General features: G+C 64.1%; 17 protein-coding genes. 8 read left to right on the top strand and 9 right to left on the bottom strand.

Annotated elements, in window-relative coordinates; genetic code table 11:
• Positions 1-119: 119 nt before the first annotated feature.
• The 4 genes from ACI5KX_RS12070 (at position 120) to ACI5KX_RS12055 (ending at position 3,254) form a co-directional block, all read left to right on the top strand.
• A complete protein-coding gene (locus tag ACI5KX_RS12070) occupies positions 120-1,142 on the top strand; it encodes a cysteine desulfurase family protein (protein ID WP_406810908.1) in 1,023 nt (340 codons plus the stop codon).
• 129 nt (positions 1,143-1,271) lie between these two features.
• The gene (locus ACI5KX_RS12065) at positions 1,272-2,345 is read left to right on the top strand and encodes a cysteine desulfurase family protein (RefSeq protein WP_406810907.1); all 1,074 of its coding nucleotides are present in this window, start codon (positions 1,272-1,274) and stop codon (positions 2,343-2,345) included.
• Complete coding sequence (locus ACI5KX_RS12060; protein WP_406810905.1) at positions 2,342-2,689, top strand: 2Fe-2S iron-sulfur cluster-binding protein; 348 nt, start codon at positions 2,342-2,344, stop codon at positions 2,687-2,689. The genes ACI5KX_RS12065 and ACI5KX_RS12060 overlap by 4 nt, the downstream gene beginning before the upstream one ends.
• A 127-nt stretch (positions 2,690-2,816) precedes the next feature.
• Positions 2,817-3,254, top strand: a complete 438-nt coding sequence (locus ACI5KX_RS12055; protein WP_406810904.1) for a peptidylprolyl isomerase — start codon at positions 2,817-2,819, stop codon at positions 3,252-3,254.
• Positions 3,255-3,258: 4 nt separating this feature from the next.
• Here ACI5KX_RS12055 and ACI5KX_RS12050 read toward each other — a convergent pair whose 3' ends face one another.
• From ACI5KX_RS12050 to ACI5KX_RS12040, 3 genes are all read right to left on the bottom strand, one after another.
• Entirely contained in the window at positions 3,259-5,856 is a 2,598-nt protein-coding gene (locus ACI5KX_RS12050) for a M14 family metallopeptidase (protein ID WP_406810903.1), read from the bottom strand.
• Positions 5,857-6,011: 155 nt separating this feature from the next.
• Complete coding sequence (locus tag ACI5KX_RS12045) at positions 6,012-6,938, bottom strand: DUF4349 domain-containing protein (RefSeq protein ID WP_406810902.1); 927 nt, start codon at positions 6,936-6,938, stop codon at positions 6,012-6,014.
• A gap of 316 nt (positions 6,939-7,254) precedes the next feature.
• Positions 7,255-7,797: a type 1 glutamine amidotransferase domain-containing protein gene (locus tag ACI5KX_RS12040; RefSeq protein WP_406810901.1), complete on the bottom strand. Its 543-nt coding sequence runs from the start codon at positions 7,795-7,797 to the stop codon at positions 7,255-7,257.
• A 167-nt stretch (positions 7,798-7,964) separates the two neighbouring features.
• Between ACI5KX_RS12040 and ACI5KX_RS12035 the strand changes: the two genes are divergently transcribed.
• Together ACI5KX_RS12035 and parC are read left to right on the top strand one after the other, a co-directional pair.
• A complete protein-coding gene (locus ACI5KX_RS12035) occupies positions 7,965-8,726 on the top strand; it encodes a hypothetical protein (protein WP_406810900.1) in 762 nt (253 codons plus the stop codon).
• A gap of 70 nt (positions 8,727-8,796) precedes the next feature.
• Positions 8,797-11,091: a DNA topoisomerase IV subunit A gene (gene parC, locus ACI5KX_RS12030; RefSeq protein WP_406810899.1), complete on the top strand. Its 2,295-nt coding sequence runs from the start codon at positions 8,797-8,799 to the stop codon at positions 11,089-11,091.
• Between the two features lie 72 nt (positions 11,092-11,163).
• Here the strand turns inward: parC and ACI5KX_RS12025 are convergent, their stop codons facing one another.
• The 6 genes from ACI5KX_RS12025 to ACI5KX_RS12000 form a co-directional block, all read right to left on the bottom strand.
• Positions 11,164-11,733 carry a hypothetical protein gene (locus ACI5KX_RS12025; protein WP_406810898.1) on the bottom strand — a complete coding sequence of 190 codons (570 nt, stop codon included), beginning with the start codon at positions 11,731-11,733 and terminating at the stop codon, positions 11,164-11,166.
• Between the two features lie 251 nt (positions 11,734-11,984).
• Complete coding sequence (locus tag ACI5KX_RS12020) at positions 11,985-13,178, bottom strand: CCA tRNA nucleotidyltransferase (protein WP_406810897.1); 1,194 nt, start codon at positions 13,176-13,178, stop codon at positions 11,985-11,987.
• Complete coding sequence (locus ACI5KX_RS12015; RefSeq protein ID WP_406810896.1) at positions 13,175-13,774, bottom strand: CoA pyrophosphatase; 600 nt, start codon at positions 13,772-13,774, stop codon at positions 13,175-13,177. The genes ACI5KX_RS12020 and ACI5KX_RS12015 overlap by 4 nt, the downstream gene beginning before the upstream one ends.
• Positions 13,775-13,793: 19 nt before the next feature.
• Positions 13,794-14,354, bottom strand: coding sequence for a DUF1285 domain-containing protein (locus tag ACI5KX_RS12010; protein WP_406810895.1), 561 nt, complete (start codon positions 14,352-14,354; stop codon positions 13,794-13,796).
• Positions 14,355-14,405: 51 nt separating this feature from the next.
• A complete protein-coding gene (locus ACI5KX_RS12005; RefSeq protein WP_406810894.1) occupies positions 14,406-14,963 on the bottom strand; it encodes a GNAT family N-acetyltransferase in 558 nt (185 codons plus the stop codon).
• Between the two features lie 43 nt (positions 14,964-15,006).
• The gene (locus ACI5KX_RS12000) at positions 15,007-16,170 is read right to left on the bottom strand and encodes a PQQ-dependent sugar dehydrogenase (RefSeq protein ID WP_406810893.1); all 1,164 of its coding nucleotides are present in this window, start codon (positions 16,168-16,170) and stop codon (positions 15,007-15,009) included.
• Here ACI5KX_RS12000 and ACI5KX_RS11995 point away from each other — a divergent pair.
• Together ACI5KX_RS11995 and ACI5KX_RS11990 are read left to right on the top strand one after the other, a co-directional pair.
• On the top strand, positions 16,169-16,789 hold the full coding sequence (locus tag ACI5KX_RS11995) for a ribonuclease HII (RefSeq protein WP_406810892.1): 621 nt from the start codon (positions 16,169-16,171) through the stop codon (positions 16,787-16,789). The two genes, ACI5KX_RS12000 and ACI5KX_RS11995, sit on opposite strands and share 2 nt — an antisense overlap.
• Before the next feature lie 25 nt (positions 16,790-16,814).
• Positions 16,815-17,741 carry a calcium/sodium antiporter gene (locus ACI5KX_RS11990; RefSeq protein WP_406810891.1) on the top strand — a complete coding sequence of 309 codons (927 nt, stop codon included), beginning with the start codon at positions 16,815-16,817 and terminating at the stop codon, positions 17,739-17,741.
• The last annotated feature ends 239 nt before the right edge of the window (positions 17,742-17,980 follow it).

The raw sequence follows: 17,980 nt of genomic DNA, 5'->3' as shown, positions 1-17,980 counted from the left end.
GCGCTCTATATAGGGCTGCATGCAAAATTCGCAATTTTTTGTGAGCGTCTCCCATTCCTGAACGCATCTATCTCGATCACGCGGCGACGAGTCCGCTGCGCCCCGAGGCAAAAGCCGCCATGGACGAGGGTTTCCGCATCTGGGCGAACCCCTCCTCGCCGCACGCGGAAGGACGCAAGGCCAAGGCCGCGCTCGAGGATGCGCGCGAGCGGATCAAGGCGGCGCTTGGGTGGGACGGCGAGCTGATCTTCACGAGCGGTGCTAGCGAGGCGCTGTGGATCGCGCTCAACCGCGCGAAGGCGAAGCGCCGGATCGTGAGCGCAGTCGAGCACGACGCTGTGTTCCGTGCGGCACCTGATGCTGAGGTGGCTCCTATTGTTCCTAATCGGCTGGCTCAATGGATCGATGTGAACTGGCTCGACGATATGCTGCAAAAAGACGGAAAAGCTCTTTGCGCAATTCAGTCAATCAATTCTGAGACCGGTTCATATATGTGGTCCGAGGCCAACTCGCTCAGTGAAGTTGTCCGCAGTCATGACGCCCTCGTCCTGACAGATTGTTCGCAATCTGCCGGAAAGTTTGGCATCGAACTAAACCCAGACTTTGCGGTTGTCTCAGCCCACAAGTTTGGTGGTCCCATTGGGGTAGGCGCCTTGTTGGTACGTGACTTCAACTTGCTAGAGCCCATTGGCGGTCATGAACGCGGCTATAGGCAAGGCACGGAAAACCTCCCAGCTATCCTAGGTATGGCCGCTGCGCTTGAATGTGGAGGGACCGAGAACTGGAAAACAACAGATGCGCAGCAGTATCAATTCAGGCAGTCACTCTATGACTCGATAGGTGATTACGCCGACTCTATCGAATTGGCGACAGCGCATCCGTTCTTGTCCTGTCCTTGGATCACAGCGATTGCACACCCTACCATGAGCGCCCAAGCCCTCCTGATCCGCCTTGACGCCATGGGATTTGCCGTTTCGGCTGGCAGCGCGTGTTCCTCGGGCACACTCAAGAAGAGCCGCGTGCTCGATGCTTTCGGCGTGCCCGACGATGTTGCCGAGAGGACGATCAGGGTAAGCCTCGGGTGGTCCACGACGCCGGATGAATTGGAGCGGTTCGCTGAAGCCTGGCGCTCCCTCACTTGATTCGTCATTGCGAGGAGCCGAAGGCGACGTGGCAATCCATCGACCAACCTGGCGCAGAATAGAGCCGGCGGGCGTTGGATTGCTTCGCTTCGCTCGCAATGACGATCGGGTTTGGTAAGAGGACTCCTGATGATCTATCTCGACTACCAATCGACTACCCCGCTCGCGCCCGAAGCGCGCGATGCCATGCTTCGCTGGCTCGACGGGCCCGACGGGACCGCTTTTGCGAACCCGCATTCGCCGCACAAGCTCGGGCGGCAGGCCAAGGCCTCGATCGAGCTTGCGCGGGAGCGGGTGGCGGCCTTGCTGCCGCCGGGCGGGCGCATCATCTTCACCGGCAACGCCTGCGAGGCGCTGAATCTGGCGATCCGCGGATCGGGGACGGGCGGCTCGGTCTCGATCTCCGCGATCGAGCATGCGGCGGTCTACGAAACCGCCGAGGCGCTCGGGGCCGCGCACGTCCTCAACGTTTCGAAAGAAGGGCAATGCAATACAGCGCAGGACCTTCCCAACGATTGTCGCCTCGTGGCGGTCATGTCGATCAACAACGAGATCGGGACGATTCAGCCGACGGTCGACTGGCATCGCAAGGCTAAGGAGAACAACGCGCTGTTCCTCGTCGATGCGGTGCAGGCATACGGCAAGATCGAGATCACGCAGGCCGATATGATCGCGATTTCCGCGCACAAATTCCACGGACCGAAGGGCATCGGCGCGCTGTGGGTGCGCGACGGGCTCGAGCTGGAGCCGCAGATCACCGGCGGGCTGCAGGAAGGCGACCGGTCGGGCACGCTCAGCCCCGCGCTCGTTGCCGGAATGGGCGCGGCAGCAGCGGTCGCGAAGGAACGCATGGCTGAAGACCACGAGCACGTCGAAGAGTTATGGAAGCGCGCGCGCGACCTGTTCTCCGATTGGGAACTCAACGGCTCCGAGGATACGCGCTATCACGGCAACCTGAACGTGCGGCGCAAGGGGCTGGATGTGAACCGCCTGATGAGCGAATGCCGCGATGTGATGTTCAGCGCCGGAAGCGCTTGCGCCAGCGGATCGGGCAAGACCAGCCACGTGCTCAAGGCCATCGGGCTCAGCGACAAGCAGGCGAAATCGTCGATCCGGGTCGGTTTCGGGCGCTACACCTCGCTCGAAGATCTCGAAGCCGGAGCCAAAGCGATCAACGAAGCGGCAAAGGCGCAGGGTCTGTGACCGCGTCCCGTCCCATCGGCGTGACATTCATCGACCCTTACGGCGACCGGATCGAGGCGCGCGGCGAGGAAGGCGACAACCTGCTGCGCATCGGGCAGGCGGCGGGGCTTCCGCTGGAGGGCACGTGCGAAGGGCAGATGGCGTGTTCGACCTGTCATGTGATCGTCGCTGCCGAATGGTTCGACAGGTTGCCCGAGGCGAGCGAGGAAGAAGAGGATATGCTCGATTTCGCTGCCGGGGCCCGGCGCACGAGCCGCTTGTCGTGCCAGATCGATCTCACGGCGGAACTCGATGGCCTCACGGTGACAGTGCCCAGCGAGAGCAACGACGCGCGCAAGATGTGACGCGTCGCCGCTTGATTTGACACCATGCCGCGCGCTTGCGAGACTCGCGCGCGAACCCGAAATGGCGCGATCAACCGATGCGCGCCGCCGTGCCCCGCACGGATCATTCCCCTACGAAAGGAATTCCATGACCAATCCCAAAACCGGCGATACCGTCGCCATCGACTACACCGTCACGACCAGCGAAGGAAAAGTCGTCGGCGGCACCGAAGGGCAGGGCCCGCAGACGATCGAACTCGGCGCGGGCCAGATCTTCCCGCAGATCGAGCAAGTCCTGACCGGGATGGAGGTCGGCGGCGAGCAGACCGTCACGATCCCGAGCGACAACGCCTTCGGCCCGCGCCGCGAAGAGCTGATCGTCGACATTCCCCGGACGCAGCTGCCGCCCGAATCGGAGCCGCAGCCCGGCATGGCGCTGACCGCGCAGCAGCAGGACGGCCAGTCGATGCAGCTCATCATCACCGACGTGAACGAAGAGGCGGTCCGCGCCGACGGCAATCACCCGCTCGCGGGCGAGGACCTCGTCTTCGGCCTTACCCTCGTCGACATCAAGAACGCCGCCTGAGGCTTCAGCGCACCCGCGACGGCGCAACCAGCACGGCGTTGGCCAGCATCAGGTCCAGCCCGTCGAGAAACGCGCGCGTCGTGGGATCGTGCGCGAAGCCGATCGTCAGCCCGTCGCCCGTCGGCTGTGCCATCAGGTACGGCTTGAAGGCGAGCTGGCGGCGGTTTTCGTCCCAGACATAGCCGCTGGCGATTAATTCGTCGGCGGCAGCAAAGCGCATGACATTGGTCCCCGCCGCCCGGTCGAGCGGTGTGAAGATGCTCGATCCGGCGGCAAGCACCACCGCGCCATCGTCGTAGCCTGCCGAGAGGAAATGGTCGGTGTCGGCCACGGTGTTGAGCAGCGCGCCCGGCAGAGTGTCGGGCAGCGCGGCCTCGTCCCGGATCGCAGCGCGATACTCGCCTTCGCTGGTGATCTCGGTCGCTTCGGCGAGCCTCGGCGCTTTCTCGTCATCGTCCCCGGCTTCGGACGGATTGCGCCCGAGCGCCGCTTCGCGCTTGATCGATAGCAGCGGGCTGTCCCCCTCGGCGAAGGCCGAGATCGAGCTTTCGAAAGTTACCAGCACGCCCCCGCGCTTCACGAATTCGCGGATGGTCTCGAGCCCGCCCTTGCCGAACGCGTCGGCGGGGCGGCCATCGGGCACAATCAGCACATCGTAATCGCTGAGGTCGGCGCGCGCGAAGCGGTTGGTACGGATCGGCACGACCGGCAGGCCGAGCCGCCGCTCGAGCACATAGCGGGTCGATCCGGCGCTGAGCTGCGAAAGCCCCTCGTCCCACGCCATTGCCACGCGCGGCAGCGTCAGGCGGACGAAACTTTCGCTCCCGAGATTGGGGCCATCGTCGACCCAGCTGGATTCGAGCGCGACCGTGTGCGCCCCGACTTCGCGCGCCAGTTCTGCGAGCCGCGCCATCCTCTCCGGCGTATTCGCTGCGGTTTGGAACAGCACGGTGCCGCGCGGATAGGTGCGCCCGTCCTTGACGAACGCCTCGTCGGTCACCCGCGCCTCGATCCCTTCGCGCAGGGCGAGCGTCACAAATCGGGCCTGACCGCTGTCGGTCCATGGCACGGCGATGGCGAAGCTGCCTGCACCTTCGGCAACCGGAGCGATGGGCGCATCGGCGGCAAGCGGATCGCCCCCCACGGCACCGTTGCACAGGGTCACATCGACGCCCGACATGAAGCCGACCGACCACGCGGTAACGTCATAAAGTTCGTGGCCGAGATCGCGTTCGCGGCGCCTTTCCTGTTCCTCGACGAAGTCGCGCGCCAGCGGGGTTTCCTTGTCGAGCAGGCTGCGCACCAGCCGCGCGGCGGGCTGGGCCTGCGGCACGGCGAGATAGCCCGCCGGATAGCTTCTGCCGCAGACGGTAACGGCGCCCTCGCGGCGCAGCACCGTGATGCCCTGTGCAACCAGCCGCCGCCCGAGCGCTTCGGCATTCCAGCGGCGCGAGGACAGGTCGATCAGATAGGTGCCGCGACCGGCGGCGCCATTGGCGTTGGCAGCGCGATAGGCGGCATAATCGGCGAGGAAACGGCCGGCATTCTGCGACACCGCCTCGGCGGTCGAAAGGCTGGCGATGAAATGGTTGCGTATCGTCTGCGCGTAGGTGAGCTCGGTCCCGTCGCGCCGTTCCCACACGAGACCCCGCGAGGATCCTTGCTCGTAGGTGGAGCCTATCGCGCCCTGATGTGCGTTCCAGGTGTCGCCATAACCCGGATAGAACAGGTCGTAGACCTCGCGGGTGAAGTACGGTTCGCCCATGCGATCGAACCACGCGGCGTTGTTGCGCCCGATCAGTTCGTAGGCTTCGCGCTGGCGGGCGGTGATGTTGGGATTGAGCGGACGCGCGGCGGGGCTGAAGAAATAGGTGTCGTCGCCCCCCATTTCGTGGACGTCGACCACAACCACCGGGTTCCAGGCCCGCATTGCAGCGACCTTGCCCCGCGTTTCGGGCTGGCTCAGCGTGAACCAGTCGCGGTTGAGATCGAACATGTAGTGATTGACGCGGCCGCTCGGCCAGCGCTCGTCATGCTCGGCGGCCTGCCGGTCGCCGACCGGTTCGATCCCGAGCGCGGCGCGGAAGTGATTGACGAAACGCGCGCGCCCGTCGGGATTCTGCATCGGATCGAGCACGACGATCGTTTCGCCGAGGATCCGCTCGACCCGCGCATCGCCGCGCGCGGCGAGCAGATGGTACGCCATCATCAGCGAGGCGTCGGTCGAGGAAATTTCGTTACCGTGGACGCCATAGGTCAGCCATGTCACCGGCAGCGCCTCGCCGTTGCCGGGGCGGCCTGCAGCGATGGTCGCAAGATCGGCCTGAATCGCATCGATCCGCGCCATGTTTTGCGGTGCTGTGAGGATCACGTAATAGAGCGGACGGCCCTCCCAGCTGGTCGCGTACCGGACCATCTTCATCCGGTCGGGCGCGGCCTCGGCCAGAGCCTTGAGGTAGGCGACGGTCTCATCCGGCGAGGTGATCCGCATGCCCGGCGCGTGGCCGGCGGTCTCGGCCAGAGTCGGTATTTCGGGATCGAAGTCTGCCTCGAGAAAGGATTGCGCCTGTGTCGCCATCGGCAGCGCAACCAGTGCCGTCACCAACGCAAGAAGTTTTCCAAGCCAAACACCGCGCATCGCGAATCCTCGTATTCAGTACCGTCGGAGAGGCTGCTCTCTCCGCCATGCGAATGCCGGGGTCAAGCAGCCGTCACCGATGGAAGCGCACGGGGGTATGAGCGGTTCCGAAGCCGCTGTCAGCCGGCAGGATCGCCCGGTGCATTCTCCTCGACCGCCTGACTGCTGCCGATGCTTGAATTCCGGCGCATCCAGCGCCAAACCCGCACGCCGACGTAAACGAGGATGCCGATCGGCAGGAGCACGGTGAAGGCGAGCATCAGGAACGCGATCATCGAACCGAGGATCGAACCGAGCGAGTTCCAAGCACTTCGGATCGGCTCGCTGAAGCTGCCCGAGCTGCGCGCGCCCGATTCGTAGCTGATCGCCATCTGGCTGAAGGCAACCCGGCCGCGCATTTCATTGAGCCAGCTGCGTGCCTGGTCGATCTCCTGGTTGACCTGCGCAACCCCGCGCTCGGCCTCGACCAGTTCGGCGACGGTGCCCTTGCGGGTGCGCAGCACTTCCATCAACCGGTCGCGCAGCAGTGTGCGGGCGCGCAGTTTCGCTTCGGTGTCGACGATCGCCTTGGACAGGTCCTCGCCCTCGATCGAGGAGGAGACCAGTTCGGCATCGACGCTGCCCGAGCTCGATTCGAGTTCCTTGCTGAAGTCGCGGGCAATATTGGCGGCGACCGCGATGCGCAGGTTGCCATAGGCGTAATCGCCGTCGCTATCGGCCTGCCGCATCGAGATGATCCGGCACACGTTGGGACCGCGCGCCTCGCACATGTCGGCATGGCGTTCCTGCAGCGGCTTGATCGCACCGGCGGCGAGCCGGAAGCCCATTTCGTAGCGATAGGCGATCTGCGGCGCGGCGACGGCTGCGTCAGGTTCGACAGCCGTGGATTGGGATGCGTCATCCGCTCCCGCCTCCATGGCATCCGCTGCCGCTTCATCGTCGCCGGTGAAAAGATTGGAGATGCCGCCTTCTTCGCGGGCTTCCATGAAGCCGAATTCGTTGCTGGGAGCTTCGGCGGCGGCCTCGACCGCGACGTCGGCGCTCATTTCCTCATAAGCCGGTTCGCTTTGGCCACAGGCGGCAAGGGCAAGGGCGGCAGTTCCCGCCAAAATCATGTGATTGCGCATTTCTCTCTCCTCTTGAACCTCGCGACCAGGTCCGCCTTCTTCCGAGTCGTGCCTTAATTACGCCTTAATCGTGCCACATTTTCGCCACAATACAACCACCATCAATGATACGAAGTATCATTGCGGCCCTAAGGTCAAGAGAAAAAAAGAAAACCCCGCCACGCATCGCTGCATGACGGGGCTCTGAGTCAGCCAGATGACGGGAGGCCATGGCCGGACTCATGCAAGCTACGGATCAGGCGTTCTCGGGGATGCGTTCCATCATGAGAGCGTCCTGCAGTGCCTTGGTGAAGGCCGGGATGTCATCCGGATTGCGGCTTGTGATGAGGCGCGCGTCGACGGCGACTTCGCGGTCGACAACCTCCGCTCCTGCATTGCGCAGGTCGGTGCGGATCGACGGCCACCCGGTCACGACCTTGCCCTTGACGATATCGGCTTCGGCAAGCAGCCACGGTGCGTGGCAGATTGCGGCGATCGGCTTTTCGGCGGTGTAGAATTCGCGGATAAGTGCGATCACGCGCTCGTTCATGCGCAGAATATCGGGGTTCATCTGGCCGCCGGGAAGCAGCAACGCGTCGTAATCGGAGCTTGCGACTTCATCGACGGTGATGTCGACCTTCACGGCCTCGCCCCAGTCGCCTTTGTCCCAGCCCTTGATCTCGCCATCGTCGAGCGAGGCGGTCACGACCTCTGCGCCCGCTTCTTCGAGCAGCGCCTTGGGTTGCATCAGTTCGGACTGTTCAAATCCATCGGTTGCGATGATCAGAATGCGTTTCATGATCTGGTATCTCCTTGTATTTCTTTTGTTAAATCAATGAGCAAAACGGGGAATCGTTCCGAGGGGCACGGTGAGGCGTGGCTCAGCATCGACCGTTCCGGAATTTGACTCCCGTTCGCGGTGACGACACTCTTCGCACCGGTTCGCGTGCTTTCGGGGGAAGTCGGATGATCAGGATGTCTTTGGCAGCGGCGGCTCTGGCCATCGGAGCTTATTCGCCGGTTCAGGCGGAGGATTACGCCAGGACCGCGGCCAATGCGGGCAATGCGATCCTCACCGGGGATATGACCACACTCCGCGAGATGCTGCCGCCTCTGACCGAGACCGAATACGCCGAACTCGCCAAGCTTTCAGGGTGCGACGCATTGCTCAATCGCGGCGGCGGGGATCGCGTAGTGATCGTCAACTGGGTGTGCGGCGAGGGGACCGACAAGCCGGGGCTCGCTCGCACCACGGCCATGCTGTTTCATGAGGATGGCAGGCTCTGGGGGTTCTCGATCAATCGCATGCTGCAGGATCTCTCCAGTCCCGCCGCTGTGGGGAAGCCGCCCGACGGGGTCGAGCCACGCGCGATCCTTCGTGAATTCGGCAAGGCAGTGACCGACGGCGGCGATATGACGCTCGGCGGACGGATCGTACTCGACGATTTCGACCGCGCGCGGCTCGAACCTTATTCGAAGGGCAATTTTCGCGTTTCGCGCCGCAACCGCGACGGGCAATACCGGATCACTCTCTACGAAGGTGGCGGCCGCTTCAGCCCGAGGCGCATGGCATTGCTGCAATATGACGAGCAAGGCCGCCCGAAGGGTCTGATCTTTACGCCGACATTCTTTAAGCGCGAACGCAAGATGGGTGACAGCGTGGCCGGGAACAATACCAACTACCAGCCCAGGGCGCGGCCCGTCGCCACGGGCTGCGTGATTTGCTGATGGAAATGTAACGCTCTTTGCTGTGGAAATGCCCCTCCCGTGTAGCGCGGGGCGTTGCTAAGCGGAGAGCATGTCCGAAGCCGATACAACCGACGATTCTGATCCGTTCGACGCGATTGTCGATGCCCCGTTCGATGCCGCGCTGTCCGAGCGTTACCTCGTCTACGCCCTTTCCACGATCACCGCGCGCTCGCTGCCCGACCTGCGCGACGGGTTGAAGCCGGTTCACCGCCGTCTGTTGTGGACGATGCGGCAGCTGAAGCTCGACCCGTCGAGCACCTTCAAGAAAAGCGCGCGCGTCGTCGGCGAGGTGATCGGCAAATACCACCCGCATGGCGACACCGCCGCCTATGATGCCATGGTCCGCCTCGCGCAGGATTTCGCGCTGCGATACCCGCTGGTCGAAGGGCAGGGCAACTTCGGCAATATCGACGGCGATAACGCCGCCGCCTACCGCTACACCGAGGCCCGGCTGACCAAGACCGCGATGCAGCTGATGGACGGGCTCGACGCGGGCACGGTCGATTTCATCCCGACCTACAATGGCGAAGAGCAGGAACCCGAGCTGATGCCGGGTCTGTTCCCGAACCTGCTGGCAAACGGGGCAAGCGGGATCGCGGTCGGTATGGCGACCAACATCCCCTCGCACAACGTCGCCGAGATCATCGACGCGACGCTCGAACTCATCGATAACCCGCATGTCGAGCATGAGCGGCTGATGGAGCTGTTTCAGGGTCCTGACTTCCCGACCGGCGGGCAGATCATCGACACCGCGGAAGCGATCTCCGAAGCCTACGCCACCGGGCGCGGCAGTTTCCGCGTGCGCGGCGTGTTCGAGGCCCCCGAAGCGGAGAAGGACGAAGACAAGGAGGCGGGTATCGAGCGGCTCGGCGGCGGCCAGTGGCAGCTCGTCATTTCCGAAATTCCCTACCAGGTGCAGAAAGGTAAGCTGATCGAGCAGATCGCGCAGGCGATCGCCGACAAGAAGCTGCCGATCCTCGACGATGTCCGCGACGAAAGCGACGAGACGATCCGCATCGTGCTCGTCCCCAAGAGCCGCAACGTCGATCCGGAGCTGCTGAAAGAGTCGATCTTCAAGCTCACCGACATGGAGACCCGCTTCGGTCTGAACCTGAACGTGCTCGATGCGACCCGCACGCCGATGGTGATGGGGCTGAAGGAACTGCTCCAGCACTGGACTGCTGCGCAGATCGAGATTCTCCAGCGCCGGACCCGCCACCGGCTCGACCAGATCGCCAGACGTCTCGAACTGGTCGAAGGCTACATCATCGCCTTCCTCAACCTCGACCGGGTGATCCAGATCATCCGGACCGAGGACGAGCCGAAGCCGGTGATGATGGAGGAGTTCAAGCTCACCGACCGGCAGGCCGAGGCGATCCTCAACATGCGGCTGCGGAGCCTCCGCAAGCTCGAGGAAATGGAGCTGCGGCAGGAGAAGGACGAGCTGCTCGCCGAGCAGGACGATCTCAACAAGCTGCTCGACAGCCCCGCACGCCAGCGCACTCGCCTGAAGAAAGACCTTCGGACGCTGCGCAAGGACTACGCCGAGGATACCAAGCTCGGTGCGCGCCGCACGCGGATCGAGGAAGCCGAACCCGCAGTCGAATTCTCGATGGATGCGATGATCGAAAAGGCACCGGTCACGGTGATCCTGTCGCAAAAGGGCTGGATTCGCGCCGCCAGCGGCCACGTGCCGCTCGATCAGGAATTCAAGTACAAGGAAGGCGACGAGCTGGCCTTCATCATGCACGCGCAGACCACGGACAAGCTGCTGATCGCTGCGGGCAACGGGCGGTTCTACACGCTCGGGTGCGACAAACTTCCCGGCGCGCGCGGCTTCGGCGAGCCCGTGCGCTCCATGATCGATCTCGAGGCCGATACCGGCATAGTCGGCATGCTGGTGCACAAGAAGGGCGGCAAGCTCTTGCTCGCCTCAAGCATCGGCAAGGGCTTCGTTGCCGAGACCGACGAACTGCTCGCGGAAACCCGCAAAGGCAGGCAGGTGGTCAATCTCAAAGGAGACGCCGAACTGCGCGTCATCCACGAGATCGCGCCCGAGCACGACCACGTCGCCTGCGTCGGAGAAAACCGCAAGCTGATCGTCTTCAACCTGGAAGAAATGCCTATCATGGCGCGCGGTCAGGGCGTGATGCTGCAACGCTACCGCGACGGCGGGCTTTCGGATGCGACGACGTTCAAGCTCGAGGACGGTCTCAGCTGGCAAATGGGCGGATCGGGGGAACGCACCCGGACCGAGACCGAGATCTGGCAATGGAAGGTCGCGCGCGGGGCCGCAGGAAGGCTCCCGCCGCAGGGCTTTCCCAAGGACAACACCTTCACCTGATTTCCGGTGCGCAAAGAAAAACCGCCGGGATCGCTCCCGGCGGTCTTTCGTATTCGGTTTGGGACTTGTGGCTTAGCCGCCGACTGCTTCCAGCGCAGCCATGATGTCGTCGAGGTTTGCGCGTGCCATCAGCTGGCCATCCTCATCCGCCCACATCAGGTTCTGCGGCAGAGTCACCAATTGCTCGTCTTCGGTCTTCACGATGACATTCGCTTCGGTGATTTCATCGACCATGCCGAGCGACTGCTCGTCGGCAGTGATCACCGGCGCGCCAACGACCAGAGCCGCGGCGAGACGTTCTGCGGCTTCGGCTTCGGCCTTGGCTTTCGCTTCAGCGGCTGCGGCTTCCTGCTTAGCGATCTGATCGGCCATCATCGCGTCGATCTGTGGCTTCGTGGCGTTGATGGTCCAGCCGGTCTTCCCGGTGTCGCCGATCGGTCGCTCTGCGAGATAGTTGCCGGGCAGCGGTGCCTTGTAATCGCCTGTGTCGACCACAACGGTGGTGCCGTCATTGCTTTCGACGGTGCCGACGACGCTGTCATCGACCTGGCTGTAGATGGTTGTGCCGGCGTCCTGTGCGTTCGCAACGAACGGGGTGGCGGCGATTGCAGTGGCGAACAATGCCAGCTTTGCGAATTTCATGATGTGTACTCTCCGTTGTTCAGTCTCGTCGGGTCGCCGCCACAAACGGGAGGGCAGCGCACGCATGATTGGCGACCGGAACCGGCAAGCTGGACCAGCGATATGGACGCCATGAGCGATGGAATGCGCGCACTCAGGTAATGAGCGACACGCGCGGTTGGTTCCCTAGGGACCCAAAAGCCACGTGGCAAGCACCCGGCCCGTGACCTCCGTATGGCGCACCGCAACTGAAGCTCGCCTTAACGTAAACGTTAACCCGAACTTATCTCTTCTTCGAGGATTTCAGCCACTCTGGTGGCATCCGGGAAGTCTTCGGCGACCCAGCGACGCTCGACCGCTTTCAGGATTCGCGCGACTTGGGGACCCGCCTCGACGCCGCGTTCGACGATCGCTCCCCCTTTAAGCGGGAACACCGGGGCTTCCCAGTCGCGCAGAGGCTGTGCGTCCGATCCGAGGAGTAGCAACCGGTTGATCGCGACTGCATTTCCCTCGGTATAGGCGAGCGCGTGAATATCGTCGGTGTCGCGGCCCAGCCGTTCCGCCGTGGCCACAAGAAGCGCCCTTTGCGCTTTCGACAGTCGCAGACGTGCAGAGACGATCTCGGCCACATCGGGCGAGGGCGGCAGCAGGGCGGCAAGTCGCCGCAGCGGATCGGCGGCGAAGCCTTGCGCGCTTTCGCGCTCGATCAGGTCGCGCAGCAGCTCGACATGGCGCAGCCCTGTCTCTGGCAGGATCACCCGCAACACCGCGCGGTTGTACATTCGCTCCACGGTTTGTCCGGGATCGGGAAGCGCGAGCAGGCGCAGCAATTCGTCCGATACGCGCTCGCGGCTCAATCCCTTTAGCGTGTCGGCAAGTTCGGCGCAGGCTTCTTCGGCTTCGTGATCCAGCTCCGCGCCGAAACGCGCCTGGAACCGGTAATAGCGCAGGATCCGCAGGTGATCCTCGGCGATGCGTTCGTGCGGGTCGCCGATGAACCGCACCCGCCGCGCCGCAAGGTCATCGAGCCCGCCGAAGTAGTCCGAGATTTCGAGCGTCTCGGGATGGGCATAGAGCGCGTTGATGGTGAAATCGCGTCGCGCGGCGTCTTCGCGCCACTCGCTTGCGAACGCCACGGTGGCGCGGCGCCCGTCGGTCGAGACGTCATGGCGCAGTGTCGTGATCTCGACCGGTCCGTCGTCGAACACGGCCGTGACGGTGCCATGGTCGATCCCGGTGGGGACGACCCTGATGCCCGCCTGCTTGCAGCGATCCATGACCGTGTCGGGAAGCAGCGGCGTCGCGCAATCGACGTCATGCACCTCCGCGCCCAGCAGCGTGTCGCGCACCGCGCCGCCGACAAAGCGCACGTTTTCGATGCCGAGGGCGGCGGTGAGCGCCGCAAGCCCTTCGCGCTTCGGCCAGTCGGCGCGGGCCAGCGAGCCGGGAAAGGTGGGGGTGTTCACGCCGACCGCTCCAGCGAAATCCGCCGCGACAGGTTGGCGATGATCGCTGCGGTCACGCCCCAGATGCGAAAGCCGTTGTAATCCATTTCCAGATAGCGCCGGTTAGCCCCTCGCCAGAACACTTCGTTAGTGGTCCAGTTACTCCGATCGAGCAGCAGCGCAAGCGGCGCTTCGAACCAGGCCTCGACTTCGCTGGGGTTGGGGGTGAGGTCCAGCCCGGGAGGGACGACCCCGAGTACGGGGGTGACGGCAAAGCCGGTGCCGGTCTGGTAGAGATCGCTGGTGCCGATGACGCGCACTTCTTCGCGAGGCAGGGAAAGCTCCTCCTCGGCCTCGCGCAGAGCGGCGGTCACCGCGTCCTCGCCCGCGTCGATCTTGCCGCCCGGGAAGGCGACCTGCCCCGGATGGTCGCGCATGTCGCGCGGACGCTGGGTAAGGATCACCTGCGGATCGTCATGGACTTCCGTAACAGCAATCAACACCGCCGCCGGTGTTGCGCGGCCATCGGCGAATTCGGCATCGGTGAGCAGGTCGGTAATGTCGCGCGCATGGCCTTCCTCGAACGCGGCCTTCAGCTGATCGAACACTCTGCTCATATGTCGGGGCGATAGGGGCTTATGGCAATAAAGAGAAGATCGCGCCCTGGCTGGTTACCATCAGGCCCTGTTCGATATCGTCGCCGCTCGTCTCCATCGCGATCTGGACCAGCTGTTCGTAGGTCGAGCGGTTGAGCCGCGCCTCGCAGCCGCGCCGCACGTGGAGATAGATCGCCGGTGTATCGGGATCGCCCGCCGCGCGGATCGCGTTGTCGGGCCCGGCGACGACCAGTTCGTCGGTGTTGAGGCGGAAGGCGATCTCGCCATCCTTGAGCACGCAGTCGACCGCGACGAACGCCGCGTCGTCGACTTCGATCGACAGTTTCTCGAACGGCGTGACGAGCCAGTGCTGGCCCGCATCATCGCGGGTGAGCAGGCCCGAGAACGCACGGACCATGCCGGGGCGCCGGATCACGCCGCCCTGATGATACCACGTGCCGTCGGCAGCGATGCGCATTTCGCTGTCGCCGATCTGCTGCGGCGCCCAGCCTTCGACCGGCGGCAGCTTGCGCTGCGCAACCTGCTCGGCGATTTCGGCGAGGGTGAGTTCGGCGAGATAGGGGGGAGGTTCGTAGGGCATATCGGGATAACGCGATGCCAGAGACCGGCGTTCCCGTGAAGACATCGCAAACTAGTCGCGTCCCGCAATTCCGCCCTTGGGATCCCACGGGCCGAGCATCCCTTCGTGGGGCATCGCCGAAAGCGCTGCTCCCCGCGCAAGCAGGCGATTCTGCTCGTATGGGCCGGGGCAGCGCCATCCGCCGGTTGCGGCCGCCGAAAAGCCCCAGCGGCCATAATAGTCCGCATCGCCGATCAGCACTTGCGGAAAGGTCGGCGAACCGCTCGCCGTCATGCGGGCCTCGGCATCGAGCATCGCCGCCATAAGGCCGATGCCGAAGCCTTCGCCCTGCCGTTCGGGCACGACCGCGACCGGTCCGACCATGACAAGTGGGACGGGCCGCGCATCCTCGCCGATCAGCGCGATCGGCCAGCACTGGATCGTGCCGACCAGCAATTCGTCCTCGTCGAGCGCAGCAAAGCTGAGCGTTTCCAGCCACTCCATCCCGGCGCGGATACGATAGGCGGTACGCGCATGCCGATCTGGCCCGAAGGCACGGTCGAGCACTGCCTCGATCATGCCGGGTTCGACCGCCGAAAGCGGGATAAGGGTCGCGGAATCGCCTGCCATTGGGCGGCGCGCTTAGGGGTTTAGGCGCGCCTTTCCCAACATTTTATTCGGCGGTGAGCCTGAGCACGCGCCCGCCGGGACCATCCTCGGCGACATAGATGCTGCCGTCGGGGCCCTGTTCGATCGAGCGCAGGCGGTTGTCGAAATCGTAGCGCGCGGCTTCGGTGGCGGTCTCGCCGTCGAGCGAAACGCGGATGATCGCCTGGGTCTTGAGACCGGCTATCAGCGCATCGCCCTTCCACGGAGCGAACATGTCGCCCGAATAGATGATCATGTCGCCCGGCGCGATCACCGGGGTCCAGTGGATCGCGGGTTTGGTGAAGCCGTCATCCTCGGTGTGATCGGGGATTTCATCGCCATTGTAATTGTCGCCATAGGAGCGGGTCGGCCAGCCGTAATTCGCGCCCTTCTGTACAAGGTTCAGCTCGTCTCCGCCCGCCGGGCCGTGCTCGACCTCCCACAGCCTCCCTTCGGTATCCCAGTCGATGCCGAGCATGTTGCGATTGCCGTAGGTCCAGATTTCAGCGGCAGCCCCGCCTTCGTCGGCAAACGGATTGCCTGCTGCAGGGGTGCCGTCGAGATTGAGCCGCACGATGGTACCCATCGTGTTGCTGCGATCCTGTGCGGGCGTCTGCTTCTGACGGTCGCCGCTGGTGACGAACATGTGCTGCTCGTCGGGCGAAAAGGTGATGCGGTGCGAATAATGACCCTTGCCGGTGACCTTTGGCGTCTGACGCCAGATCACTTCGAGCCCTTCGAGAGCGCAAGCGTCGATCTCGGGGCACATCAGAGTCGCCTTGCCGACCGCCGCGCCGCGGGTGTCGCCTTCGCCCGCCTCGGCCCAGCTCAGATAGACGGTGCGCCCGCTCAGGTCTGCGTCCGCCTCGCTTTCGAGGAAAGCGATGTCGCCGAAGCCGCCCTGTCCGCCGTAATCGACTTCCGGCACGCCTGCGACGGTCCAGATCGCTTCGGTCTTTATGTCCATCAGCTTGAGCGTGCCTTCCTTCTCCGTCACCGCGAGCAGGGCGGTGCCGGGAATGAACTCGATTGCCCATGGCTCTTCGAATTCGCCCATGGCGGTGGTGGTGAAACTGACCGGCGTATCGGCGGCAGTGTCCTGACTATCCCCGGTTTCGGCCTGGGCGCAGCTTGCGAGCGCGAGGGCGGACAGGGAAAGTGCGAACGATAGATTGGTTTTTTGCTTCATGGTTCTTCCAACTCACGATCTCGAATTCGGTGCCCCGCCATTTGTAATCGGCGTTGACGAGGCGGGGCGCGGGCCGCTGGCGGGGCCGGTCGTGGCCGCCGCCGTGGTGCTGGGAAAGGGCTTACCCAAGGGGATCGACGATTCCAAGAAGCTGACCGCCAAACGCCGCGCCGCGCTCGACGAAGAGATCCGCAGCCGCTGTGCATGGGCCGTGGCGGTGGTCGAGCCGGAAGAGATCGACCGGCTCAACATCTTCCGCGCGACGATGGAGGCGATGACCCGCTGCGTCGCCGATCTGGTCCAGCAACTCGATGCGGAGTGCAAGGTGCTGGTCGATGGCAACATGACGCCCGAGGGGCGCTGTTCCGACTGGCGCTGGCCCGCTCGGGCGATCGTGGGCGGGGACGGGATCGAACCGGCGATCGGCGCGGCCTCGATCGTCGCCAAGGAATGGCGCGACCGCCTGATGATCGCCGCCGCCGAACGCCACCCGCATTACGGCTGGGAGCGGAACAAGGGCTACGGAACCGCCGAGCACATGGAGGCGTTGCGCGTGCATGGACCTTCTCCCCTGCACCGCCATTCCTTTGCCCCGGTCGCGCAAGCGACTTTGCTCTGACGGCGGTCTCGCCTAAGCGCGCGCCATGCTGAACGCGATTCTCCTGAGCGTAGCCGGGCTTGTCGGGCTTGCCATCGGCGGCGAACTGCTTGTCCGCGGGTCTGTCGGGATTGCGCAAAAGCTCGGTATTTCGACCCTGATCACCGGCCTCGTGATCGTCGGCTTTGCAACCTCGATGCCCGAGATGGTGGCAAGCGTGCAGGCGGCACTCGCCGGATCGCCGGAGATTGCGTGGGGCAATATCGTCGGATCGAACCTCGCCAACACCTTGCTGATCCTCGGCGTCGCGGCGCTGGTGATGCCGATCTCGCTTTCGGGGGCGGGGCGGCGTGACGCGGTGGTCGCGCTCGGCGTGACGCTGCTGCTGTGGGCGCTCGCAGTGTCGCAGCTCGGCGCGCGCTGGATCGGGTTGGTGCTGCTCGGCGGGATCCTCGTCTACATCGTGTGGCGTTATCGCAACCCGGGCCAGATGCAGGTCGAGGAAGACGAGGACGAAACCGGCCCTTCCAGCGGCGTTGTCTCGGCGATGCTGTTCTTTGTCGGGCTCGGTATCCTCGTCGCAGGAGGCAACGCGTTGGTGGTGGGCGCGATCGATCTCGCGACGATCTTCAACGTGCCCGAGACGGTGATCGGCCTGACCGTGGTCGCGGTCGGCACTTCGCTGCCCGAACTCGCCGCCTCGATCGCGGCGGCGGTTCGCGGCAAATCGGGTCTCGCTCTCGGCAATGTCGTCGGTTCGAACATCTACAACATCCTGCTGATCGGCGGTGCGACGATGAGCATCGCCCCGTCGGCCTTGCCCGCGGATCTCGTGGGCCTGCAGATGGCGCTCCTGACCGGAAGCGCGGTGATCCTGCTCGCGCTGCTGTGGCAGGCGAAGCGCATCGGGCGTGTTGTCGGCGCGGTGCTGGTCGCCGCCTTTGTCGGGAATGTCGTTCTCGTATTCAGCTGAGTCCTCGCGGCAACACCCCTCCATATCGAGTCCCGCGATTCGCGGGGGACTCAACATCTTGTGCCGGTCTCCTTTCGTTCCACGCGAAGTGTGGTGCGGTTTACGGCCCGTTAACCATACCGCTTCACAATTCCCGCTTGACGCGGAGTCCGCTTGGACTCACCCTGTGGATAACTTTGCGCCGCAAACCGGCGTGATTCAATTCGGGGAAGAGTGATGGGTGTGATGGAAACCGCCAA

Origin of the sequence: Erythrobacter sp. GH1-10 (genome assembly GCF_045363165.1) — a bacterium.
In the GTDB taxonomy this organism is placed as follows: Bacteria; Pseudomonadota; Alphaproteobacteria; order Sphingomonadales; family Sphingomonadaceae; genus Erythrobacter.
This window is presented reverse-complemented; position numbering and strand designations above follow the sequence as displayed.

Coding starts and splice junctions, on each gene's coding strand:
- ACI5KX_RS11990 (WP_406810891.1), top strand. CDS start 16,815: ATGCTGAACGCGATTCTCCTGAGCGTAGCCGGGCTTGTCGGGCTTGCC.
- ACI5KX_RS12040 (WP_406810901.1), bottom strand. CDS start 7,797: ATGAAACGCATTCTGATCATCGCAACCGATGGATTTGAACAGTCCGAA.
- ACI5KX_RS12015 (WP_406810896.1), bottom strand. CDS start 13,774: ATGAGCAGAGTGTTCGATCAGCTGAAGGCCGCGTTCGAGGAAGGCCAT.
- parC (WP_406810899.1), top strand. CDS start 8,797: ATGTCCGAAGCCGATACAACCGACGATTCTGATCCGTTCGACGCGATT.
- ACI5KX_RS12005 (WP_406810894.1), bottom strand. CDS start 14,963: ATGGCAGGCGATTCCGCGACCCTTATCCCGCTTTCGGCGGTCGAACCC.
- ACI5KX_RS12035 (WP_406810900.1), top strand. CDS start 7,965: ATGATCAGGATGTCTTTGGCAGCGGCGGCTCTGGCCATCGGAGCTTAT.
- ACI5KX_RS12065 (WP_406810907.1), top strand. CDS start 1,272: ATGATCTATCTCGACTACCAATCGACTACCCCGCTCGCGCCCGAAGCG.
- ACI5KX_RS12045 (WP_406810902.1), bottom strand. CDS start 6,938: ATGAGCGCCGACGTCGCGGTCGAGGCCGCCGCCGAAGCTCCCAGCAAC.
- ACI5KX_RS12070 (WP_406810908.1), top strand. CDS start 120: ATGGACGAGGGTTTCCGCATCTGGGCGAACCCCTCCTCGCCGCACGCG.
- ACI5KX_RS12055 (WP_406810904.1), top strand. CDS start 2,817: ATGACCAATCCCAAAACCGGCGATACCGTCGCCATCGACTACACCGTC.
- ACI5KX_RS12010 (WP_406810895.1), bottom strand. CDS start 14,354: ATGCCCTACGAACCTCCCCCCTATCTCGCCGAACTCACCCTCGCCGAA.
- ACI5KX_RS12000 (WP_406810893.1), bottom strand. CDS start 16,170: ATGAAGCAAAAAACCAATCTATCGTTCGCACTTTCCCTGTCCGCCCTC.
- ACI5KX_RS12025 (WP_406810898.1), bottom strand. CDS start 11,733: ATGAAATTCGCAAAGCTGGCATTGTTCGCCACTGCAATCGCCGCCACC.
- ACI5KX_RS11995 (WP_406810892.1), top strand. CDS start 16,169: ATGGTTCTTCCAACTCACGATCTCGAATTCGGTGCCCCGCCATTTGTA.